The sequence below is a fragment of the Streptomyces sp. NPDC018610 genome, assembly GCF_044391765.1.
Lineage (GTDB): Bacteria > Actinomycetota > Actinomycetes > Streptomycetales > Streptomycetaceae > Streptomyces.
Genome location: NZ_JBISAL010000001.1, coordinates 1,138,444 through 1,157,213, shown reverse-complemented (window position 1 = coordinate 1,157,213; position 18,770 = coordinate 1,138,444). Strand labels below are relative to the sequence as shown.

Annotated in this window: 18 protein-coding genes; 14 read left to right on the top strand and 4 right to left on the bottom strand. The window is 72.1% G+C overall.

Annotated elements, in window-relative coordinates:
- Positions 1 to 29: 29 nt before the first annotated feature.
- Positions 30 to 1,679 (top strand): RDD family protein, encoded by a 1,650-nt coding sequence (locus ACH5A8_RS05115; RefSeq protein ID WP_398998031.1) that lies wholly within the window; start codon positions 30 to 32, stop codon positions 1,677 to 1,679.
- A 98-nt stretch (positions 1,680 to 1,777) separates the two neighbouring features.
- Positions 1,778 to 2,665 carry an RDD family protein gene (locus tag ACH5A8_RS05110; protein ID WP_398998029.1) on the top strand — a complete coding sequence of 296 codons (888 nt, stop codon included), beginning with the start codon at positions 1,778 to 1,780 and terminating at the stop codon, positions 2,663 to 2,665.
- 52 nt (positions 2,666 to 2,717) lie between these two features.
- On the opposite strand, the gene ACH5A8_RS05105 is transcribed toward ACH5A8_RS05110, so the two are convergent.
- Positions 2,718 to 3,074 carry a hypothetical protein gene (locus ACH5A8_RS05105; protein WP_398998027.1) on the bottom strand — a complete coding sequence of 119 codons (357 nt, stop codon included), beginning with the start codon at positions 3,072 to 3,074 and terminating at the stop codon, positions 2,718 to 2,720.
- A gap of 679 nt (positions 3,075 to 3,753) precedes the next feature.
- On the opposite strand from ACH5A8_RS05105, the gene ACH5A8_RS05100 reads away from it, so the two are divergent.
- Together ACH5A8_RS05100 and ACH5A8_RS05095 are read left to right on the top strand one after the other, a co-directional pair.
- Complete coding sequence (locus ACH5A8_RS05100; RefSeq protein ID WP_398998025.1) at positions 3,754 to 6,102, top strand: immune inhibitor A domain-containing protein; 2,349 nt, start codon at positions 3,754 to 3,756, stop codon at positions 6,100 to 6,102.
- A 121-nt stretch (positions 6,103 to 6,223) separates the two neighbouring features.
- A complete protein-coding gene (locus tag ACH5A8_RS05095) occupies positions 6,224 to 6,583 on the top strand; it encodes a hypothetical protein (RefSeq protein WP_398998023.1) in 360 nt (119 codons plus the stop codon).
- Positions 6,584 to 6,601: 18 nt separating this feature from the next.
- Here ACH5A8_RS05095 and ACH5A8_RS05090 read toward each other — a convergent pair whose 3' ends face one another.
- Both ACH5A8_RS05090 and ACH5A8_RS05085 read right to left on the bottom strand, forming a co-directional pair.
- A complete protein-coding gene (locus ACH5A8_RS05090; RefSeq protein ID WP_398998022.1) occupies positions 6,602 to 7,189 on the bottom strand; it encodes an isochorismatase family protein in 588 nt (195 codons plus the stop codon).
- Positions 7,190 to 7,277: 88 nt separating this feature from the next.
- Positions 7,278 to 8,624: a nicotinate phosphoribosyltransferase gene (locus tag ACH5A8_RS05085; protein WP_398998020.1), complete on the bottom strand. Its 1,347-nt coding sequence runs from the start codon at positions 8,622 to 8,624 to the stop codon at positions 7,278 to 7,280.
- A 170-nt stretch (positions 8,625 to 8,794) separates the two neighbouring features.
- Here ACH5A8_RS05085 and clpS point away from each other — a divergent pair, with 170 nt between their 5' ends.
- The 9 genes from clpS to ACH5A8_RS05040 all read left to right on the top strand — a co-directional run bounded on the left by clpS (position 8,795) and on the right by ACH5A8_RS05040 (position 17,223).
- Complete coding sequence (gene clpS / locus ACH5A8_RS05080; protein ID WP_398998017.1) at positions 8,795 to 9,112, top strand: ATP-dependent Clp protease adapter ClpS; 318 nt, start codon at positions 8,795 to 8,797, stop codon at positions 9,110 to 9,112.
- 39 nt (positions 9,113 to 9,151) lie between these two features.
- Positions 9,152 to 9,757 (top strand): DUF2017 domain-containing protein, encoded by a 606-nt coding sequence (locus tag ACH5A8_RS05075; RefSeq protein WP_398998015.1) that lies wholly within the window; start codon positions 9,152 to 9,154, stop codon positions 9,755 to 9,757.
- Between the two features lie 429 nt (positions 9,758 to 10,186).
- Positions 10,187 to 11,608: an amino acid permease gene (locus ACH5A8_RS05070; protein ID WP_398998013.1), complete on the top strand. Its 1,422-nt coding sequence runs from the start codon at positions 10,187 to 10,189 to the stop codon at positions 11,606 to 11,608.
- A 188-nt stretch (positions 11,609 to 11,796) separates the two neighbouring features.
- Entirely contained in the window at positions 11,797 to 12,219 is a 423-nt protein-coding gene (locus ACH5A8_RS05065) for a Mov34/MPN/PAD-1 family protein (protein ID WP_398998011.1), read from the top strand.
- Positions 12,220 to 12,310: 91 nt separating this feature from the next.
- Positions 12,311 to 12,406 carry a putative leader peptide gene (locus tag ACH5A8_RS05060; RefSeq protein ID WP_398998009.1) on the top strand — a complete coding sequence of 32 codons (96 nt, stop codon included), beginning with the start codon at positions 12,311 to 12,313 and terminating at the stop codon, positions 12,404 to 12,406.
- Between the two features lie 116 nt (positions 12,407 to 12,522).
- The gene (locus tag ACH5A8_RS05055) at positions 12,523 to 12,801 is read left to right on the top strand and encodes a MoaD/ThiS family protein (protein WP_398998007.1); all 279 of its coding nucleotides are present in this window, start codon (positions 12,523 to 12,525) and stop codon (positions 12,799 to 12,801) included.
- Between the two features lie 17 nt (positions 12,802 to 12,818).
- Positions 12,819 to 13,769, top strand: coding sequence for a PLP-dependent cysteine synthase family protein (locus ACH5A8_RS05050; RefSeq protein ID WP_398998005.1), 951 nt, complete (start codon positions 12,819 to 12,821; stop codon positions 13,767 to 13,769).
- Between the two features lie 643 nt (positions 13,770 to 14,412).
- Entirely contained in the window at positions 14,413 to 16,494 is a 2,082-nt protein-coding gene (locus ACH5A8_RS05045; RefSeq protein WP_398998003.1) for a putative Ig domain-containing protein, read from the top strand.
- A gap of 162 nt (positions 16,495 to 16,656) precedes the next feature.
- Entirely contained in the window at positions 16,657 to 17,223 is a 567-nt protein-coding gene (locus tag ACH5A8_RS05040; RefSeq protein WP_398998001.1) for a hypothetical protein, read from the top strand.
- Between the two features lie 39 nt (positions 17,224 to 17,262).
- On the opposite strand, the gene ACH5A8_RS05035 is transcribed toward ACH5A8_RS05040, so the two are convergent.
- Complete coding sequence (locus ACH5A8_RS05035) at positions 17,263 to 17,718, bottom strand: type II toxin-antitoxin system PemK/MazF family toxin (protein WP_398997999.1); 456 nt, start codon at positions 17,716 to 17,718, stop codon at positions 17,263 to 17,265.
- A 212-nt stretch (positions 17,719 to 17,930) separates the two neighbouring features.
- Here ACH5A8_RS05035 and ACH5A8_RS05030 point away from each other — a divergent pair, with 212 nt between their 5' ends.
- Complete coding sequence (locus ACH5A8_RS05030; RefSeq protein ID WP_396318817.1) at positions 17,931 to 18,683, top strand: MBL fold metallo-hydrolase; 753 nt, start codon at positions 17,931 to 17,933, stop codon at positions 18,681 to 18,683.
- Positions 18,684 to 18,770: the final 87 nt, after the last annotated feature.

Genomic DNA, 18,770 nt, shown 5'->3' with positions numbered 1-18,770 from the left:
GACCCCCGAGCAGATACGGGACGACGGACATGAGCGCCCCAACCCCGGCACCAGGTGACGACAGGCCCCGCGAGGGGTACTACCCGGACCCGTCCATCCCCGGATACGTCCGGTACTGGAACGGCGCCTCCTGGGTGCCGGGCACCAGCCGGCCGGCGCCCGCCGACGGCGAACCGCTCAGCCCGCCGCCCGGGGTGCGCCCCGTGCAGGCCGCGACCCCGGCGCTCGAGGAGACCGGCCCGCACTTCTTCGACGAGGACCCGGTCGACGAGCCCGGGCCGGCCGCGGGACCGGCGCCGGCCGCCCGTCCCGAACCGGCGGCGGCCTGGGGCGCCGACCGGGCCCGCCAGTCGGGCTTCGGCGGCGACGCGGACCGCCGCGTCTCCTGGGGCGGCCCAGCGGCCGCCGATCCGCGCCTGCCGCGCACCGACGGCCAGGCCGCGCCCGGGGAACAGGGCGACGGGCAGGGCGTCCCGCCCCCGCAGGGCCAGGGACAGGGCCCGGGCCAGGAGCAGCCCGGGACCGGCAGCACCTTCGTGTTCCGCCGCCCCACCGCGGACGACGCCCCGGGGGAGCCGGAGGGAACGCCCGCGCCGGGCGTTCCCGGCCCGGCCGGCCCCCGCGCCGACGACGGCACCATGACCTTCCGCCCGGTGCCGGGTCCGGCCCGGCGGGGCGGCCCGGCGGGCGCGGGGCCGGCGCAGGTGCCCGCCCAGGCGTCGCCCCTGCCCACGGGACCTGGCGCCCCGCAGGGCCCGGTGGGGGCCCCGGAGGCCCCCGGTTTCGGCGCCGGGAAGGCCGCCGCCGCCCGCGCCTCGTCCGCCCAGGGCCACGTCCCCGGCCAGGCACAGGCGCCCGGCCAGGGACCGCACCAGGCGCAGGGCCTGCCGCCGCACCAGGGGCAGGCTCCCGCCGCCATGCCGGCCGCCGCCCACTCCGCGCCGCCCGCGGCACCCGTCCCGCCGGCCCCGTCCGTCCCCTCGCTGCCCCACCAGTCCGGCGCGCAGTCCGGCCTGCCGCAGCCCGCCCCCGCCGCCCTACCGGCTCCCGCCCCCGTGACCAGCGGCCCCGGTGGCGGACAGGCCTCCTGGGCACAGCAGGTGCACCAGCTCGCCGGGGCGGGGGAGGACCAGCCGGTCGCGCCGTGGAAGCCGCCGGTCGAAGACCTGTTCCAGGCGGCGGCGCGCCGGCAGGCCGAGGCCCGGCCCGCCGGACTCGGCCGACGACTGGCCGCCCGGCTGGTCGACTCGGTCGTCCTCGCAGCCGTCACCGCCGTGGCCGCCGTACCGCTCGGCGCCAAGGCGGTCGACCACGTCGAGGAGAAGATCGACGCGGCGAAGCTCTCCGGCCAGACCGTCACCGTCTGGCTGCTGGACGGCACGACGGCGACCTGCCTCGGCATCGTCCTGGCCGTCCTGCTGCTGTTCGGCGTGGTCTACGAAGCGCTGCCCACCGCCAAGTGGGGCCGCACCCTGGGCAAGAAGCTCTGCGGCCTCCAGGTGCGGGACATCGAGGGGCACGAGCCGCCGTCCTTCGGGGCGGCGCTGCGCCGCTGGCTCGTCTACGGCGTGCCCGGGCTCCTCGGCATCGGCCTCGTGGGCGTCCTGTGGTGCCTGTTCGACCGGCCCTGGCACCAGTGCTGGCACGACAAGGCGGCGCACACGTTCGTGGCCGGGTGACCGGGACGGCCCGGTAGAGCCCGCCGGTCGGGCGCCGGGGTCATCCGTACGGGCGCTCGCCGGATGCGGCCCGGGCGGGTTCGAGATCCACTCGGCGCATGAGCACCGAACCGCCCCCCGGCTCCGAACCGCCCGACGGCTCCGGACCCCCGCCCCCGTCCCACGGCGGCGGCAACCCGTACGACAAGGGCCCGCACGACCAGGGCCCGTACGGCGAGAACCCGCACGGCAGCGGCCCGGGCGACGGCGGCGGCACGGGCGGCGGCGACCGGTACGGGGGCGACCCGCGCGGCGGCGGTCCCCACGGTGCGGGAACCCCGGGCGAAGGCGGCCCGTACGGCGGCGGAGCTCCGGGCGGCGGCAATCCGTACGGCGGCGGAGCCCCGGGCGGAGGAGACCCGTACGGCGGCGGAGCCCCGGGCGGAGGAGACCCGTACGGCGGTGGTCCCCACGGTGGCGGCGGCCCCTACGGGGGCGGCCCCTATGGGGGAGGCGGGCCGTACGGTGGCGGTCCCTACCCCGGCGACCCCCTCGCCGGCATGCCCCCGCTCGCCGACAGCGGCAGGCGCACCCTCGCCCGGATCGTCGACCTGATCCTCATCGGCATCGTGGCGTGGCTGCTCACCTGGGCGCTGCACGTCAACGAGTACGCGATGGACGCCGATCAGATCGAGGTCGGCCGGTCCATCGAACAGTCGGCGGTCGGCGTCGTGCTCTACATCGCCTACGACACCTTCATGATCGCCCGGACGGGGCAGACCCTCGGCAAGAAGTGGCTGGGCATGCGCGTGGCCGACCTGGCCGACGGCTCGAACCCGTCCGTCGCGACCGCGCTGGCGCGCGCCGCCGTGCTGTGGATCCCGTTCTGGTTCTGCTGCGCCTGCCTGTGGCTGGCGGTCTGCGGCGGCTGGAGCTTCTTCGACAAGCCCTACAAGCAGGGCCTGCACGACAAGGCGGCCAGGACGGTGGTGGTCAGCACCGGTTGACGTCCCGCGCAGGGGCCCGGCCGCGACGCCGGACGCCCGCCGGGGCGTGCTCTCAGGCCGCCGGCGTCTGCCGCCGGCCGGTCTCCACGCCCGCGGAGACGGCCTCCCGCCGTTCCGGCGCCCGCTGCCGCCCGGAGGCCATCACGGCCCCGGCGGTCTCGCCGGCCCCAGGAGCCCCGGCGACCCCCGTGACTCCGGCTGTCCCGCCGGCCCCCGCCGTCGTCGCGGCCTCCCGCGTCCCGGGCAGCGGCACCGTCATGGCGACCAGGAGTCCGAGGGCGAGCGCGGCCAGGGCGATGACGCCGATTCCCACGCCCGAGCTCGTCCGGGACAGCAGCAGCATGGCGAGCGTCGACAGGATCACGGTGCAGGAGCCGTAGGCGAGCTGTGCGGCGGTCGGACGAGGCATGGCAATCGTGTCCTCGGGAGATTTTTTGGGTGCGACGGGGTGACGGCCTGGCTTTCCGCCGATTCCGGGCGTCCGGCCAGTCGACTCTAAACGCCTCCATGCCCGAGCGGAACGCGTGGTAAGCGTGACCTAACCCACGGTGCCGGTGCATGGGGGGCGCACGGAGTCACGCGATCCCCCCGACGGACGGCCCTACGCGCCCACCGGCCCACCCCTTGGCCGGCCCGCCGACCCGCCCCCCGGCCGCGGGCAGGCGTGCCGCAGGGCGATGGGGGTCCCCTGCCCTTCAAGAGCCTGGGGGAGGGTGGGCGCGGCGGCACCCTCACGCGGGGTCGGCCGCCCCCACGCACCTCGGCCACACCCGGCCCACCCCGACGGCCGACCCGCCCCAGCCCACCGCTCATCCGAGCCGCCCCCACCGCTCACCCCACCCGCCTCACCCCGCTGACCAGCTCCGATCCCCCCACAGCCCACCCGGGTCACCCCCGACCCAAGCGTCCGCAAAGCGAACGTCGTCTCCGCATAGTGCACTTGACCTGTCCGAGTCAAGGACTGTCTTTTCTCGTAAACCTCTAGTCAAATAACGTCACTTGGCTAAACGCGTTGATCGCGCGCGGACTTGCACCTCACTCCATCCCCCCTTCCGCGCGTACGGCCACGCGTCAGGGGAGGACATCAAGTGACAAGCAGACCCTGGACGTTCAGAGCGGCCGCGATCGGTGTCGCGCTCGCGGCGGCTACCGCCACGTTCTCGACGTTCGCCGTAGCGGAGGCCGCCACGACGGACAGCTCCGCATCCGTGAACCGGCACGACCCGCAGCCGGTGAAGCAGCAGGAGCACGACCTCGACGGCCCGCTGAGCAAGACGCAGGACGCCCAGCGCCAGGAGGCCCTGAACCAGGTCATCGACGGCCGCAGCAAGGTCCAGGACCGCAACGGCTCCAAGGTCGTCCAGCTCAAGGGCAAGAAGGGCGACACCAAGTACGTCGAGCTGGGCCGGGAGAAGACCGACAAGATCTTCACCATCCTGGTCGAGTTCGGCGACAAGACGGACCCGAAGTTCGGCGGCACCGCCGGCCCGCTGCACAACCAGATAGCCGCGCCGGACCGCAAGAAGGACAACTCGACGGCCTGGCAGAAGGACTACGACCAGAAGCACTTCCAGGACCTGTACTTCGGCACCGGCAAGAACACCGAGTCGGTCAAGAAGTACTACGAGAAGCAGTCCTCGGGCCGCTACTCGGTCGACGGCGAGGTCTCCGACTGGGTCAAGGTCCCCTACAACGAGGCCCGTTACGGCAACAACGCCTGCGGCTCGACCAACTGCCCCAGCGTCTGGAACATCGTCAGCGACGGTCTGAACGCCTGGGTCGCCCAGCAGAAGGCGGCCGGCAAGTCCGACGCCGACATCAAGGCGGACCTGGCCAAGTACGACCAGTGGGACCGCTACGACTACGACGGCGACGGCGACTTCAACGAGCCCGACGGCTACGTCGACCACTTCCAGATCGTGCACGCCGGCGAGGACGAGTCCGCGGGCGGCGGCGTCCAGGGCACCGACGCGATCTGGGCCCACCGCTGGTACGCCTTCGGCACCGACGCCGGCGCCACCGGCCCGGACGACAACAAGCTCGGCGGCGCGCAGGTCGGCGACACCGGCGTCTGGGTCGGCGACTACACCATCCAGCCGGAGAACGGCGGACTCGGCGTCTACGCCCACGAGTACGGCCACGACCTCGGCCTGCCCGACGAGTACGACACCGCGGGCGGCGAGAACTCCACCGGCTTCTGGACGCTGATGTCCTCCGGTTCCTGGCTCGGCCGCGGCGAGGACGCCATCGGCGACCTGCCCGGCGACATGAACGCCTGGGACAAGCTCCAGCTCGGCTGGCTGAACTACGACACCGCCAAGGCCGGCGTGAGCTCCTGGCACAAGCTGGGCCTGTCCGAGTACAACACCAAGTACAAGCAGGCGCTGGTCGTCTCGCTGCCGGACAAGGCGGTCACCACCGAGGTCGTCACCCCCGCGCAGGGCGCCACCCAGTGGTGGAGCGGCAGCGCCAACGACCTCAAGAACACGCTGACCCGGTCCGTGGACCTCACCGGCAAGAAGTCGGCCGCCCTCACCCTCGACGGCTGGTACGACATCGAGGCCAACTACGACTACCTCTACACCGAGGTCTCCACCGACGGCGGCGCCAACTGGACCGCCCTGGACGGCACCGTGGGCGGCCAGCCGATCCCGCGTGACGCCAGCGACACCCCGGCCCTGACCGGCTCGGTCGACGCCTACCAGAAGCTGTCGTACGACCTGAGCGCCTACGCCGGCCAGAAGGTCCAGCTCCGCTTCCGCTACCAGACGGACGGCGGCGTGGCGCTGAAGGGCTTCGCGGCCGACGACATCACGGTGACCGCGGACGGCGCGACGCTGTTCGCCGACGACGCCGAGAGCGCCGACCCGGCCTGGACCGCGAACGGCTTCTCCCGCATCGGCGCGTCCTTCACCAAGGACTACAAGCAGTACTACGTCGCCGAGAACCGCCAGTACGTCTCGTACGACACCACGCTGAAGACGGGCCCGTACAACTTCGGCTCGGCCCAGCGCCCCGACTGGGTGGAGCACTACCCGTACCAGAACGGCCTGCTGATCTGGAAGTGGGACACCTCCCAGGTGGACAACAACACCAGCGTCCACCAGGGCACCGGTGAGATCCTCCCGATCGACTCGCACCCGAACGTGCTGAAGTGGTCCGACGGCACCCTGATGCGCAACCGCGTCCAGGCCTACGACTCGCCGTTCAGCCTGTACCGCACCGACGGCATCACGCTGCACAAGGCGGACGTCGCCACGAAGATCAAGTCGTCGAAGGGCGTGTCGGTCTTCAACGACCACACCAGCACCTACTACGACGCGGCCAACCCGGCCGGCGGTGTGAAGGTCACTGACACCAACACCAAGATCAAGATCACCAAGGAGGCCAAGGACGGCTCCACGATCGAGCTCGAGGTCGGCCGCGCGGTGAAGTAGTCACCAAAACCGCAGGTCACAGACGTATCGGCGGCAACCCCCTGGCGGGTTGCCGCCGATCGTGTTTAGGTGCCTGCTGTGACTCGCTTATTGACACCGACCGGAACGGGGAAGTGACCGCATGGCCGCAGGAGGTTTCTGCAAGCTGCCGAACGGCCGGGTGGTGGTGGCCCTGAACCTGCCCGGCACCGCCCCCGACGGCACCGGCGGCGTCCGCGTACTGGTCCACGCCCACAACCGCGCCCGGGCCCTGACCAGGCTGCGCAACCTCGGCCTGCGCGCGGTCTATCTGCGGGGCAACGGCTGCCCGCCCACGCCGGACGAGATCACCGCGGTCCTGCACCACCCCGACGGCCTGATATGGCGCACCTCGCCCGACGGCGCCGTCGGCCCGGGCCCCGGCGCCCCGCAGCTGTGGCAGCCGATCAGGGCCCTGCTGCGCCGCCCCGCGCCCGCCCCGGCCGCCCCGGCCCGGGCGTAGCCCGAGGAGCGGCGGGGCTCAGGCGACGACCGGCTTGCCGGTCAGTCCGACGCCCGCCCGGCGCAGCTCCTCCAGCGCCCGTTCGGTGGTCGGGCCCGACACCCCGGCGGTGAGGTCCAGGAGCACCTGGGTGCGGAAGCCCTCCCGGGCGGCGTCCAGGGCGGTGGCCCGCACGCAGTGGTCGGTGGCGATCCCGACCACGTCCACCTCGTCGACCTCCCGGGCCCGCAGCCAGTCGGCCAGGGACACGCCGTTCTCGTCGAAGCCCTCGAAGCCGCTGTAGGCCGCCGAATACGCGCCCTTGTCGAAGACGGCGTCGACCGCGCCGGAGGCGACGGCGGGCGCGAAGTTCGGATGGAAGCCCACCCCCTCCGTGCCCGCCACGCAGTGCGCGGGCCAGGAGTGGACGAAGTCGGGGTCGTCCGCGAAGTGCCCACCGGGCGCGATGTGGTGGTCGCGGGTCGCCACCACGTGCCGGTAGCCGGCCGGCGCCTGCCCGATCAGCTCGGTGATCGCGGCGGCGACGTCCGCGCCGCCGGCCACCGCGAGGCTGCCTCCCTCGCAGAAGTCGTTCTGCACATCGACGACGATCAGGGCGCGGCGCATGGTGGTTGTCCTTCGGCTGTCGGGTCGGGGAGTCGGGGCCGGCGGGAGACCAGGCCTACGGATAAGGGCGGACGACGGCGATGTGCCGTTAGTTACCCGACCCGGCGGTCACGTACTCCGTCGGAAGGACGGGTTCCCCGCGCGAGAGCTGGGTCGCCGACAGCGGCAGCCCGGCGCGGACCGCCGTGTGCCGGTCCCGTACGACGTCCAGCGGCTCGCGGCCGACGACCTCGCCGCCCTTGACCAGCTCCACCAGCAGCTGCCGGTCGGCCAGCTCGGCGGGCACCGGCCCGGTGCCGACCACCTCGGTCTCGGCGATCCCGTACGCGTCCAGCCGGCGGGCCGCCCACTTGCGGCCGCCGATGGAGGTCTTGCCGCCGCTGGACTTCTTCGCCACCGGCCTGAGCGGGGCCGTCGGGTCGGCGGAGTCGGCGCGGGCGACCAGCTTGTAGACCATCGAGCCGGTCGGGTGGCCGGAGCCGGTGACCAGCTGGGTGCCGACGCCGTACGCGTCCACCGGCGCCGCCGCGAGGGAGGCGATGGCGTACTCGTCCAGGTCCGAGGTGACGACGATCTTCGTGTCGCGGGCGCCCAGCTCGTCCAGCTGCTGGCGCACCCGGTGGGCGACCAGCAGCAGGTCGCCGGAGTCGATGCGCACGGCGCCCAGCTCCGGGCCGGCGACCTCGACCGCCGCGCGCACGGCCTCGGTGACGTCGTAGGTGTCCACCAGCAGCGTCGTGTCCCGGCCGAGCGAGTCGACCTGGGCCTGGAAGGCGTCGCGCTCGCGGTCGTGCAGCAGGGTGAAGGCGTGCGCCGAGGTGCCCACGGTCGGGATGTTGTAGCGGAAGCCGGCCGCCAGGTCGGAGGTGGTGGCGAAGCCGCCGACATAGGCGGCGCGGGAGGCGGCCACCGCGGCCAGCTCGTGGGTGCGGCGGGCGCCCATCTCGATCAGCGGGCGGTCCCCGGCGGCCGAGGACATCCGGGAGGCCGCGGCGGCGATCGCCGAGTCGTGGTTGAGGATCGACAGGATCACGGTCTCCAGCAGCACGCACTCGCCGAACGACCCCTCCACCCGCATGACCGGCGAGCCCGGGAAGTAGACCTCGCCCTCCGGGTAGCCCCAGATGTCGCCGCTGAAGCGGTAGCCCGCCAGCCACTGGAGGGTCGCCTCGTCGACGATCCGCCGCTCGCGCAGGAAGCCGAGGACGTCGGCGTCGAAGCGGAAGTTCTCCACCGCGTCCAGCACCCGCCCGGTCCCCGCCACCACGCCGTAGCGGCGCCCGTGCGGCAGCCGCCGGGTGAAGACCTCGAAGACACTGTGCCGCCCTGCCGTCCCGGCCTTCAGGGCGGCCTGCAGCATGGTCAGCTCGTAGTGATCGGTGAAGAGCGCCGTCGAGGGAACATCGACCGGCAGCCCAAGGTCCGCTACGCCCACCAAACTCTCCTAGCCGTGAATCTGCGGCTCCCCGGCGCGGCGGCCGGGGATCCGGGGGTCGGCCCCCGGAATGTGCAGCATGGCGAAGGATCGTACTCCCATTTCGTCAGTCTGACGATTTAAGGGTCCGGCCCTGCTCGTTTGTGCTCCTACCCCCCTGTGGTGGCAGCATGGGCCATGTGACGGCAGCCGCACCCATCGAGATCGAGAAGACCGAGCCGGCTCAGGAGGTCTTCGCCGTACCCGAGCCGGACGTCCCCTGGGTGACGATCGTCCACAACGACCCCGTCAATCTGATGAGCTACGTGACGTACGTCTTCCAGTCGTACTTCGGCTACTCCAAGGACAAGGCCACCAAGCTCATGCTCGACGTCCACCACAAGGGCCGGGCGGTCGTCTCCAGCGGGAGTCGCGAGGAGATGGAACGGGATGTGCAGGCCATGCACGGCTACGGTCTGTGGGCCACCCTCCAGCAGGACCGCAAGTAGCCCGCCCGACAGCCCGGACCGGAAGTAGCGACCTCCTTCATGCCAGGACATTTCGAACCGCTTCCCGGCGGCGGCGCGGCCGTCGCCCTCGACGACGTCGAGATCTCCATCATCCGCTCGCTGGCGGTGCAGCTCCTGGAGCTGATCGGCCCCGGCCCGGCCGGGGACGCCGAGGGCGACCCGCTGGCCGAGCTGTTCGCCGAGGGCCCGAGCGAGCCGCCCTCCGACCCGGTCCTCAAGCGGCTCTTCCCGGACGCCTACAGCGACCCCGAGCAGGCGCCCGGCAGCCCTCGGGAGGCCGCCGAGCGGCGCGAGCACTCCGCCGAGTTCCGCCGCTACACCGAGAACGACCTCAGGGCCGGCAAGCGCGAGAACGCCCTCGCGGTGATCCACTCGCTCGACGAGCTGTCGGCCGGCGGCCAGGGCGCGGCCGTGCTGAAGCTGTCGCCTGAGGAGTCCAGGCGCTGGCTCGGCGCCCTCAACGATCTGCGGCTTGCCATCGCCGCCCGGCTGGACATCACCGACGAGGACGACGCCGAGATCCTCTACGCCCTGCCCGACGAGGACGCGCGCAAGCCGATGGTGATGGCCTACCTGTGGCTGGGCGGGCTCCAGGAGACCCTGGTCACCACTCTGCTGCCCTGAGTGCCCCCGCGCGGACCCGCGCCCGGGGCCCAGGCGACCGGCACGAACCGGCCGGGGTTCACCCGCATGCCCTGATCGTGGCGGTTCGTCCCGATCACGTGTTCGCTCAGAGGACGCTCAAATCCGGATAACGATCGCGTCACCATTGTGACCGCAATGGACCATTTAGCACGCATCTTGTCCGTTTCTTCCCGTGTCATGGGTCACATGGGACACCTGCGATCAGCGGTCCGCACGTGGTAAATCTTCACGACCGCCCGGCGAACACCACCCATGTTCAGCCGGGTGCGCCACCGAGCCGGCAACAGCCGGCCAGGCTGAGCGAGCCCGGCACGGCCGAGCCCGCTCGACTCCATCATCCGGGGGGATCGAGATCCGATCCGCGGCCGACCAACGGTCCGGGTCGGTATGGAGAAAGGCGCACCACACATGACCTCAGCGCAGGTCGAGCAAGCACACGACGGCGAAGAGGCCGTGCGGGACGGCGAGGGCTACCACCGCGGACTCGGCGCCCGGCAGATCCAGATGATCGCCATCGGCGGCGCCATCGGCACCGGTCTGTTCCTCGGCGCGGGCAAGGGCATCTCCAAGGCCGGCCCCAGCCTGATCCTGGCGTACGCCGTCGCCGGCTTCGTCATCTTCCTCATCATGCGGGCGCTCGGCGAGCTGCTGATGTACCGCCCCGTCTCCGGTTCCTTCTCGGAGTACGCGCGCGAGTTCATCGGCCCCTTCGCGGGCTTCGTGACCGGCTGGACGTACTGGCTGTTCTGGGTGGTCACCGGCATCACCGAGGTCACCGCCGCGGCCGCCTACATGACGTACTGGTTCGACATCCCGCAATGGGTGTCGGCCCTGATCTTCACCGTCGTGCTCTACGGCGCCAACCTGATCTCCGTGAAGCTCTTCGGTGAGCTGGAGTTCTGGTTCTCCATGGTCAAGGTCACCGCCATCATCGGCATGATCCTGATCTGCGCCGGCATCCTGACGATCGGCTTCTCCGACGCCGGCGACACCGCCTCCATGGCCCACCTGTGGAACCAGGGCGGCTTCTTCCCGCACGGTGTCGGCAACACGCTGATGACGCTGCAGATGGTCATGTTCGCCTTCCTCGCCGTCGAGCTGGTCGGCGTCACCGCGGGCGAGTCCAAGGACCCCAAGACCGTGCTGCCCCGCGCGATCAACACCGTGCCGTGGCGCATCGCCGTCTTCTACGTCGGCGCGCTGATCATGATCCTCTCGGTCGTGCCGTGGACGAGCTTCCACGCCGGCGCGAGCCCCTTCGTGGTCGCCTTCGAGAAGATGGGCCTGCCCGCCGGCGCCGGCATCGTGAACTTCGTGGTGCTCACCGCCGCCCTGTCCTCCTGCAACTCCGGCATGTACTCCACCGGCCGCATGCTGCGCGACCTGGCGCTCAACAACCAGGGCCCGCAGTTCTTCACCAAGCTGACCCGCAGCGGCACCCCGCTCGTCGGCACGACGTTCTCCGCCGCGCTGATGCTGGTGGGCGTCTGGATCAACTACCAGTGGCCGGGCAAGGCGTTCGACTACGTGGTCTCCTTCGCCACCATCTCCGGCATGTGGGCCTGGATCGTCATCCTGGTCTGCCAGATCCGCTACCGCGCCAAGTCCGACCGCGGCGAGCTGCCCAAGTCCGAGTTCCGCGCCCCCGGCGCCCCCGTGGCCAGCTGGTTCGCGCTCGCCTTCATCGCCATGGTGATCGTGCTGATGGGCATCGACAAGGACGCCCGGGTCTCGCTGTACTGCGCGCCGCTGTGGGGCGCGATCCTCGCCGTCGCCTACCTGGTGCTCAAGCGCCGCAACCCGGAGGCCGCCGCCTTCCGCAGGCGGTAGCCCCCAGAACCTGTCCGGCAGGCCCCGCCCACGGGCGGACGACGCCGAAGTGCCGGACGGGCGCAGGACGTCCAGCGGGAGCGGATACTCGTGGAAGCCGCTCCCGCAGCCGCTCAGGACGTCCGCGATATGGGCCGTTCCGTACCACTCCCCGGTACGGAACGGCCCTTCTGTCTATCCTGTGCCGCATGCTCACCATCACCCAGTCGCTCCACGACCAGATCGTCGCGCACGCGCGCGCGGACCACCCCGACGAGGCGTGCGGCGTGGTCGCCGGGCCCGTGGGCGCCGGCCGCCCCGAGCGGTTCATCCCCATGCTGAACGCGGCCCGCTCGCCCACGTTCTACGAGTTCGACTCGCAGGATCTGCTCAAGCTCTACCGCGAGATGGACGACCGCGACGAGGAGCCGGTGGTCATCTACCACTCCCACACCGCGACCGAGGCCTACCCCTCGCGCACCGACATCTCCTACGCCAACGAGCCCGGCGCCCACTACGTCCTGGTGTCGACCGCGGACACCGACGGCGCCGGCGACTTCCAGTTCCGCTCGTTCCGCATCGTGGAGGGCGAGGTCACCGAGGAGGAGGTCAAGGTCGTCCCGACCTACTGAGCGGGCGCCCGATCTCGCGGTGCGGATGGAATCTGTCCGAGGGGCGAGATCACACTCCGGGCAGCGGGCCGGGAATCGATACGATGAGCCCATGGTTCTTCACGACGTGAGCGACGAGACCCCGGGCGCACTGCTCGTGGCGCGCCTGCACGTCGACCTGTGCAGGTTGAACAGCGCCATCTGTTGACGTTCCCTGCCGCCGTACGGCCGTGAGCCGCGGCGCTTCCCCGGTGCCCGACGGCCGGGGAGCCCCTTCGCGCGCCCCACCCGAACCGACATCCTTCCCGACAGGAGCCCGCCACCATGGCCATCGAGGTCCGCATCCCGACCATCCTCCGCACCTACACCGACGGGCAGAAGGCGGTGGAGGGCTCCGGGGAGACCCTCGCCGAGCTCTTCGCCGACCTCGAGGCCCGCCACCCGGGCATCCAGGCCCGCATCGTGGACGGCGACCAGCTGCGCCGCTTCGTCAACGTCTACCTCAACGACGAGGACGTCCGGTTCCTGGACGGCATCACCACCAAGCTCGCCGACGGCGACAACGTGACGATCCTGCCGGCCGTGGCCGGCGGCATGCGCTGATCGGCCGCTGAGCAGCGATGCGCTACGACTCCCCGCTGGCCGCGGTGGGCAACACCCCTCTGGTGCGCCTGCCGCGGCTCTCGCCGTCCGCCGACGTCCGGATCTGGGCGAAGCTGGAGGACCGCAACCCGACCGGCTCGGTCAAGGACCGGCCCGCCCTGCACATGATCGAGCAGGCGGAGAAGGACGGCCGGCTCACCCCGGGCTGCACCATCCTCGAACCCACCTCGGGCAACACCGGCATCTCGCTGGCCATGGCGGCCAAGCTCAAGGGCTACCGCATGGTGTGCGTGATGCCCGAGAACACCTCCGCCGAGCGCCGGGACCTGCTCGGCATGTGGGGCGCCGAGATCATCTCCTCCCCGGCCGCCGGCGGCTCCAACACCGCCGTGCGCGTCGCCAAGGAGCTGGCCGCCGAGCACCCGGACTGGGTGATGCTCTACCAGTACGGCAACCCGGACAACGCCGGCGCCCACTACGCCTCCACCGGTCCCGAGATCCTCGCCGACCTGCCCTCCGTCACGCACTTCGTCGCGGGCCTCGGCACCACCGGCACCCTGATGGGCGTGGGCCGCTACCTGCGCGAGCACAAGCCGGACGTGCGGATCGTCGCCGCCGAGCCGCGCTACGACGACCTGGTCTACGGCCTGCGCAACCTCGACGAGGGCTTCGTCCCCGAGCTCTACGACGCCTCCGTCCTCACCACCCGCTTCTCGGTCGGCTCCGCCGACGCCGTCACCCGCACCCGGGAACTCCTCCAGCAGGAGGGCATCTTCGCGGGCGTCTCCACGGGCGCCGCCCTGCACGCCGCGATCGGTGTGGGCAAGAAGGCCGTCAAGGCGGGGGAGAGCGCCGACATCGTGTTCGTCGTCGCCGACGGCGGCTGGAAGTACCTCTCCACCGGCGTCTACACGGCGGCCACCACGGAAGAGGCCATCGAGACCCTCCAGGGCCAACTCTGGGCTTAGGGCCTCTCGTTTGGATCATGCCGGGCTCGCGGGCCCTGGCACCGCGCCTCGCCGCGTTGTCGTCGGTTGCCATGGCTCCGCCATGCCGCCCTCCTCCGCCTCGCGATGCTCGGCACCAGACCCCGCTCCCTGACCCGGCCTGATCCAAACGAAAGACCCTAGGTCCCGCCGTTCGGGCCGTTCTGGCCGGTCGAGCCGGGTGGGCCCCGCGGGCCTCTTGAGCCGTGCGGGCCGTCGGGTGATCGAGCCACCGGTCCGTCGGTCCAGCGGGCCGCCGGGCCGGACCACCGGCTCGGTCCGCCGGGCCGGGCCAGGACGAAACGCCCTGGCCCGGGCCGGACCCGGGGGCACAGGGCGGCGTCATGCGCGCCCGGCGATTCGCCCGTCCGAGATCAAGTTCGCGCCAGCCCCCTCCCACGAGGGGGCCAACCGCATCCTATGGAGGGGCAAAGAATTCCCTCCGGTACTGCCGGTCGCCCTCGGGCCGGGGCTACGGTCCTTCCGCATCCTGTCATGTCACGCTCATCGGCATGACGGAATGCGTAAGTGTCATGCTCATGACTGCGCGGTCTCGCCGCCGCTACGCGCGTCACGGGCCTGCCCGACCAGAGCGAAACCCCACTTCCGATGGAGGCAGTACCCCATGCGTGAGTCACGCCCGAGCGGGCCGAGACGGAGCCTGCCGAGGCTCCTCGCCCTCGCCTTCCCCGCGCTCGCCCTCAGCGTCGCCGGATTCGCCGCGGCACCGACGGCCGGCGCCCAGACCGCAGCGCCCGCTCCCGCGCACCAGACCTCCCGGGTCACGCAGAACGCCAAGGCCCTGACCGCCCCCGAGCGGCAGACCTTCCACTCCACCGGCAAGGCCGGCCAGAAGGTGCCCACCGAGCACCTGTGCGCCGCCGCCGAGCCCGGACAGGCGTCCTGCTTCGCCCAGCGCCGTACCGACATCAAGCAGCGGCTCGCCGCGGCCGTCGCCGCGGCCGCGCCCTCCGGCCTCTCCCCGGCCAACCTGCACAGCGCCTACAACCTGCCCACCACCGGCGGCTCCGGCCTGACGGTCGCCGTGGTCGACGCCTACAACGACCCGAACGCCGAGTCGGACCTCGCCACCTACCGCTCGCAGTTCGGCCTGTCGGCGTGCACCAAGGCCAACGGCTGCTTCAAGCAGGTCAGCCAGACCGGCTCCACCACCTCGCTGCCGAAGAACGACAGCGGCTGGGCCGGTGAAGAGGCCCTCGACATCGACATGGTCAGCGCCGTCTGCCCGAACTGCAGCATCATCCTCGTCGAGGCCGACTCCGCCACCGACACCGACCTCGGCACCGCCGAGAACGAGGCCGTCGCGCTCGGCGCCAAGTTCGTCTCCAACAGCTGGGGCGGCGACGAGGCGTCCACCCAGACCACCGAGGACAGCCAGTACTTCAAGCACCCCGGCGTCGCCATCACCGTCTCCGCGGGCGACTCCGGCTACGGCGCCGAGTACCCGGCCACCTCCCAGTACGTGACCGCCGTCGGCGGCACCGCGCTGACCACCGCCTCCAACTCCCGCGGCTGGAGCGAGTCGGTCTGGAACACCAACTCCACCGAGGGCACCGGCTCCGGCTGCTCGGCCTACGACCCCAAGCCGAGCTGGCAGACCGACACCGGCTGCTCCAAGCGCATGGAGGCCGACGTCTCCGCGGTCGCCGACCCGGCCACCGGCGTGGCGGTCTACGACACCTACGGCGGCTCCGGCTGGGCGGTCTACGGCGGCACCAGCGCCTCCGCCCCGATCATCGCCGGCGTCTACGCCCTCGCGGGCACCCCGGGCAGCGCCGACTACCCGGCGAAGTACCCCTACAGCCACACCGGCAACCTGAACGACGTCACCAGCGGCTCCAACGGCTCCTGCTCGACCTCGTACTTCTGCAAGGCGACCACCGGCTACGACGGCCCGACCGGCTGGGGCACCCCGAACGGCACCGCCGCGTTCACCTCGGGCGGCGGCGGCACCGGCAACACGGTGACCGTCACCAACCCCGGCAGCCAGTCCACCACCACCGGCGGCTCGGTCAGCCTCCAGATCAAGGCCACCGACAGCGCGGGCGCGGCCCTGACCTACAGCGCCTCCGGCCTGCCGGCCGGCCTGTCGATCAACGGCTCCACCGGCCTGATCACCGGCACCGCCTCCACCGCCGGCACCTACCAGGTCACCGTCACCGCCAAGGACTCCACCGGCGCCACCGGCTCCACCTCCTTCACCTGGACCGTCGGCACCGGCGGGGGCGGCACCTGCTCGGCCACCCAGCTGCTGGCCAACCCCGGCTTCGAGTCCGGCAGCACCGGCTGGACCTCCACCAGCGGCGTCATCACCACCGACAGCGGTGAGGCGGCCCACGGCGGCTCCTACAAGGCCTGGCTCGACGGCTACGGCACCTCGCACACCGACACCCTGTCCCAGTCGGTGACCATCCCGGCCGGCTGCAAGGCCACGCTCACCTTCTACCTGCACGTCGACACCGCCGAGACCACCACCAGCTCCCAGTACGACAAGCTGACGGTGACGGCCGGCTCGACCACCCTGGCGACCTACTCCAACCTCAACAAGGCCTCCGGGTACGCCCAGAAGTCCTTCGACCTGTCCTCGCTGGCGGGCCAGACGGTCACCCTGAAGTTCAACGGAGTCGAGGACTCCTCGCTCCAGACCAGCTTCGTCGTGGACGACACCGCCCTGACCACCAGCTGATCGCCACCCGGTGCGGTCCCCGCACCCCGCACGAGCCCCGGCCGTCCACCGGCCGGGGCTCCGGCGTGCGCGGGCGGAGGGATCCTGATGTGCTGGAGAAACGTCACATCGGCATCAGGGCACTGGACACCCGTAAAGGGCCGGCAGAAAGGCGGACGCCCCATGCGCCGTACGACGCTCACCACACGCACGCTCCACCGCGGCACCCTCGCCACCGCGGCGGCGGCAGCGGCCCTGCTGCTCGCCGGCTGCGGCACGCAGGACGACGCGAAGGGCGGCGGCTCTGCGAGCCCGGCGGGCCCCGCGAGCGGCGTCACGGCGTCCCCCAGCCCGTCGGCGAGCCCCACCGCGTCCTCCCCGGCCTCCGCGTCCGCCTCGGGTCCGGCCTCCGCGTCCGCCGATCCCTCCGGCTGCGCCGAGCACGTCGAGCTGACCGCCGCCGACTCCGGCCGCACCGTCTGCGTGACCGCCGGCGGCTCCGTGCGCATGAACCTCGACGGCACCAGGGAACGGCCCTGGAGCCCGGTCCGGGCCGGCGGCGGCATCCTCAAGGGCACCAACGCCGGCATCGTGATCCTCCCCGGCGACGCCCTCGCCGCGTACACCGCGCCCACCCCCGGCACCGCCCGCCTGACCTCCTCGCGCCCCCTGTGCGCGACCGGCCCCGGCAAGGTCTCCTGCAAGGGGATCCAGGAGTGGACCGTCACCGTGAAGGTGACACGGCCGTGAACGGCGTACGGGACGCGCGCCGCCCACCGCGGCCGCGGCTCACCCGGCCAGATAGCGCACCTGGTCCCAGAGCACCGGGTCCACGACCCCCACCCGGCGCCGGAAGTCCCACACCGGCACCTCCCGCACCTCGTCGGTCTCCAGGAAGCTGGTCCGCCCCTGCCCGTCCCCCACCGAACCGGGCGGCAGGGGGATCACCCCGGCCCGCTCGTCGTGGAACTTGCTGGTGATCTTGGCGACCCGGGCCCGCTTGCCGTGCACCGACAGCACCAGACAGGGCCGGTCCTTGGAGCCCGGACCGTCCTCGAAGGGCACGTTGGCCCACCAGATCTCCGCCGGCCGCGGCCGCGCGGCGGCCCGCCCGCCCTCCGGCCGCCCCGGCGGGCGCGATCTGCGGCCCGCGGGCCGGCGCCCGCGCCCCCACCCGTCGACGAGCGTGGCGACGAGCGCCAGCAGCACCACCGCCGCGAGCGCCAGCCACCAGGACGTGTCCATAAGGACGACGTTACCGGCGTGCGACCCGGTGCGCGCGCCCTCTTCCGGACCTCATGCGCCCCACGTCCAGCCGAACCGGTGACACCGCAGGTGAGTTCGCCCACAACCGCCCCTGCCGGAGGACCGACCAGCCGTTTCGCGCCTTACGCTCGACGGACCGCACGACCCCCGTCACCTTCTGTATCCATCCCGCCAGCGGAGGTTTCTGCTTCATGAAGCTCACCGTCGTCGGCTGCTCGGGGTCGTTCCCGTCCGCGGAATCGGCCTGTTCGAGCTACCTCGTAGAGGCCGACGGCTTCCGGCTGCTCCTCGACATGGGCAACGGCGCCCTGGGCGAGCTGCAGCGCCACTGCGGTCTCTACGACCTCGACGCCGTCTTCCTGAGTCACCTGCACGCCGACCACTGCATCGACATGTGCGTCTACTTCGTCGCGCGCTACTACCGGTACGACGGCGGCCGTTGCGACCCGCTCCCGGTCTACGGCCCCGAGGGCACCGAGCACCGCCTGACCACCGCCTACGCCGACACCCCCTCCGCCTCCTCCATGAGCGAGGTCTTCGACTTCCACACGGTCAAGCCGGGCACCTTCGAGATCGGCCCGTTCACCGTGCACACCGAGCGGGTGGCCCACCCCGTGGAGGCGTACGCCATCCGCATCGAGCACGGCGGCCGGACGCTGACGTACTCGGGCGACACCGGGGTGAGCGACGCCCTGGAGGAACTGGCCCGCGACGCGGACCTGTTCCTGTGCGAGGCCGCCTTCACCGACGGCAAGGAGGCCATCCCCGACCTCCACCTCAACGGCCGCGAGGCCGGCGAGGCCGCGACGCGCGCCGGCGCCCGCAGCCTGGTCCTCACCCACATCCCCCCGTGGACCGACCCGCAGATCAACCTCGCCGACGCCCGCGCCGCGTACACCGGGCCGGTGGCCCTGGCGGCGCCCGGAGAGACGTACGAGATCTGAGCCCGTACGCGGTGTGCGACGGCACGACGAGGCCCCCCGAGCCTGCTGGGCTCGGGGGGCCTCGTCATGTTCCACAAGGACCGGCGG

Coding starts and splice junctions, on each gene's coding strand:
- ACH5A8_RS05115 (WP_398998031.1), top strand. CDS start 30: ATGAGCGCCCCAACCCCGGCACCAGGTGACGACAGGCCCCGCGAGGGG.
- ACH5A8_RS05110 (WP_398998029.1), top strand. CDS start 1,778: ATGAGCACCGAACCGCCCCCCGGCTCCGAACCGCCCGACGGCTCCGGA.
- ACH5A8_RS05105 (WP_398998027.1), bottom strand. CDS start 3,074: ATGCCTCGTCCGACCGCCGCACAGCTCGCCTACGGCTCCTGCACCGTG.
- ACH5A8_RS05095 (WP_398998023.1), top strand. CDS start 6,224: ATGGCCGCAGGAGGTTTCTGCAAGCTGCCGAACGGCCGGGTGGTGGTG.
- ACH5A8_RS05090 (WP_398998022.1), bottom strand. CDS start 7,189: ATGCGCCGCGCCCTGATCGTCGTCGATGTGCAGAACGACTTCTGCGAG.
- clpS (WP_398998017.1), top strand. CDS start 8,795: ATGGGCCATGTGACGGCAGCCGCACCCATCGAGATCGAGAAGACCGAG.
- ACH5A8_RS05075 (WP_398998015.1), top strand. CDS start 9,152: ATGCCAGGACATTTCGAACCGCTTCCCGGCGGCGGCGCGGCCGTCGCC.
- ACH5A8_RS05070 (WP_398998013.1), top strand. CDS start 10,187: ATGACCTCAGCGCAGGTCGAGCAAGCACACGACGGCGAAGAGGCCGTG.
- ACH5A8_RS05065 (WP_398998011.1), top strand. CDS start 11,797: ATGCTCACCATCACCCAGTCGCTCCACGACCAGATCGTCGCGCACGCG.
- ACH5A8_RS05060 (WP_398998009.1), top strand. CDS start 12,311: ATGGTTCTTCACGACGTGAGCGACGAGACCCCGGGCGCACTGCTCGTG.
- ACH5A8_RS05055 (WP_398998007.1), top strand. CDS start 12,523: ATGGCCATCGAGGTCCGCATCCCGACCATCCTCCGCACCTACACCGAC.
- ACH5A8_RS05050 (WP_398998005.1), top strand. CDS start 12,819: ATGCGCTACGACTCCCCGCTGGCCGCGGTGGGCAACACCCCTCTGGTG.
- ACH5A8_RS05045 (WP_398998003.1), top strand. CDS start 14,413: ATGCGTGAGTCACGCCCGAGCGGGCCGAGACGGAGCCTGCCGAGGCTC.
- ACH5A8_RS05040 (WP_398998001.1), top strand. CDS start 16,657: ATGCGCCGTACGACGCTCACCACACGCACGCTCCACCGCGGCACCCTC.
- ACH5A8_RS05035 (WP_398997999.1), bottom strand. CDS start 17,718: ATGGACACGTCCTGGTGGCTGGCGCTCGCGGCGGTGGTGCTGCTGGCG.
- ACH5A8_RS05030 (WP_396318817.1), top strand. CDS start 17,931: ATGAAGCTCACCGTCGTCGGCTGCTCGGGGTCGTTCCCGTCCGCGGAA.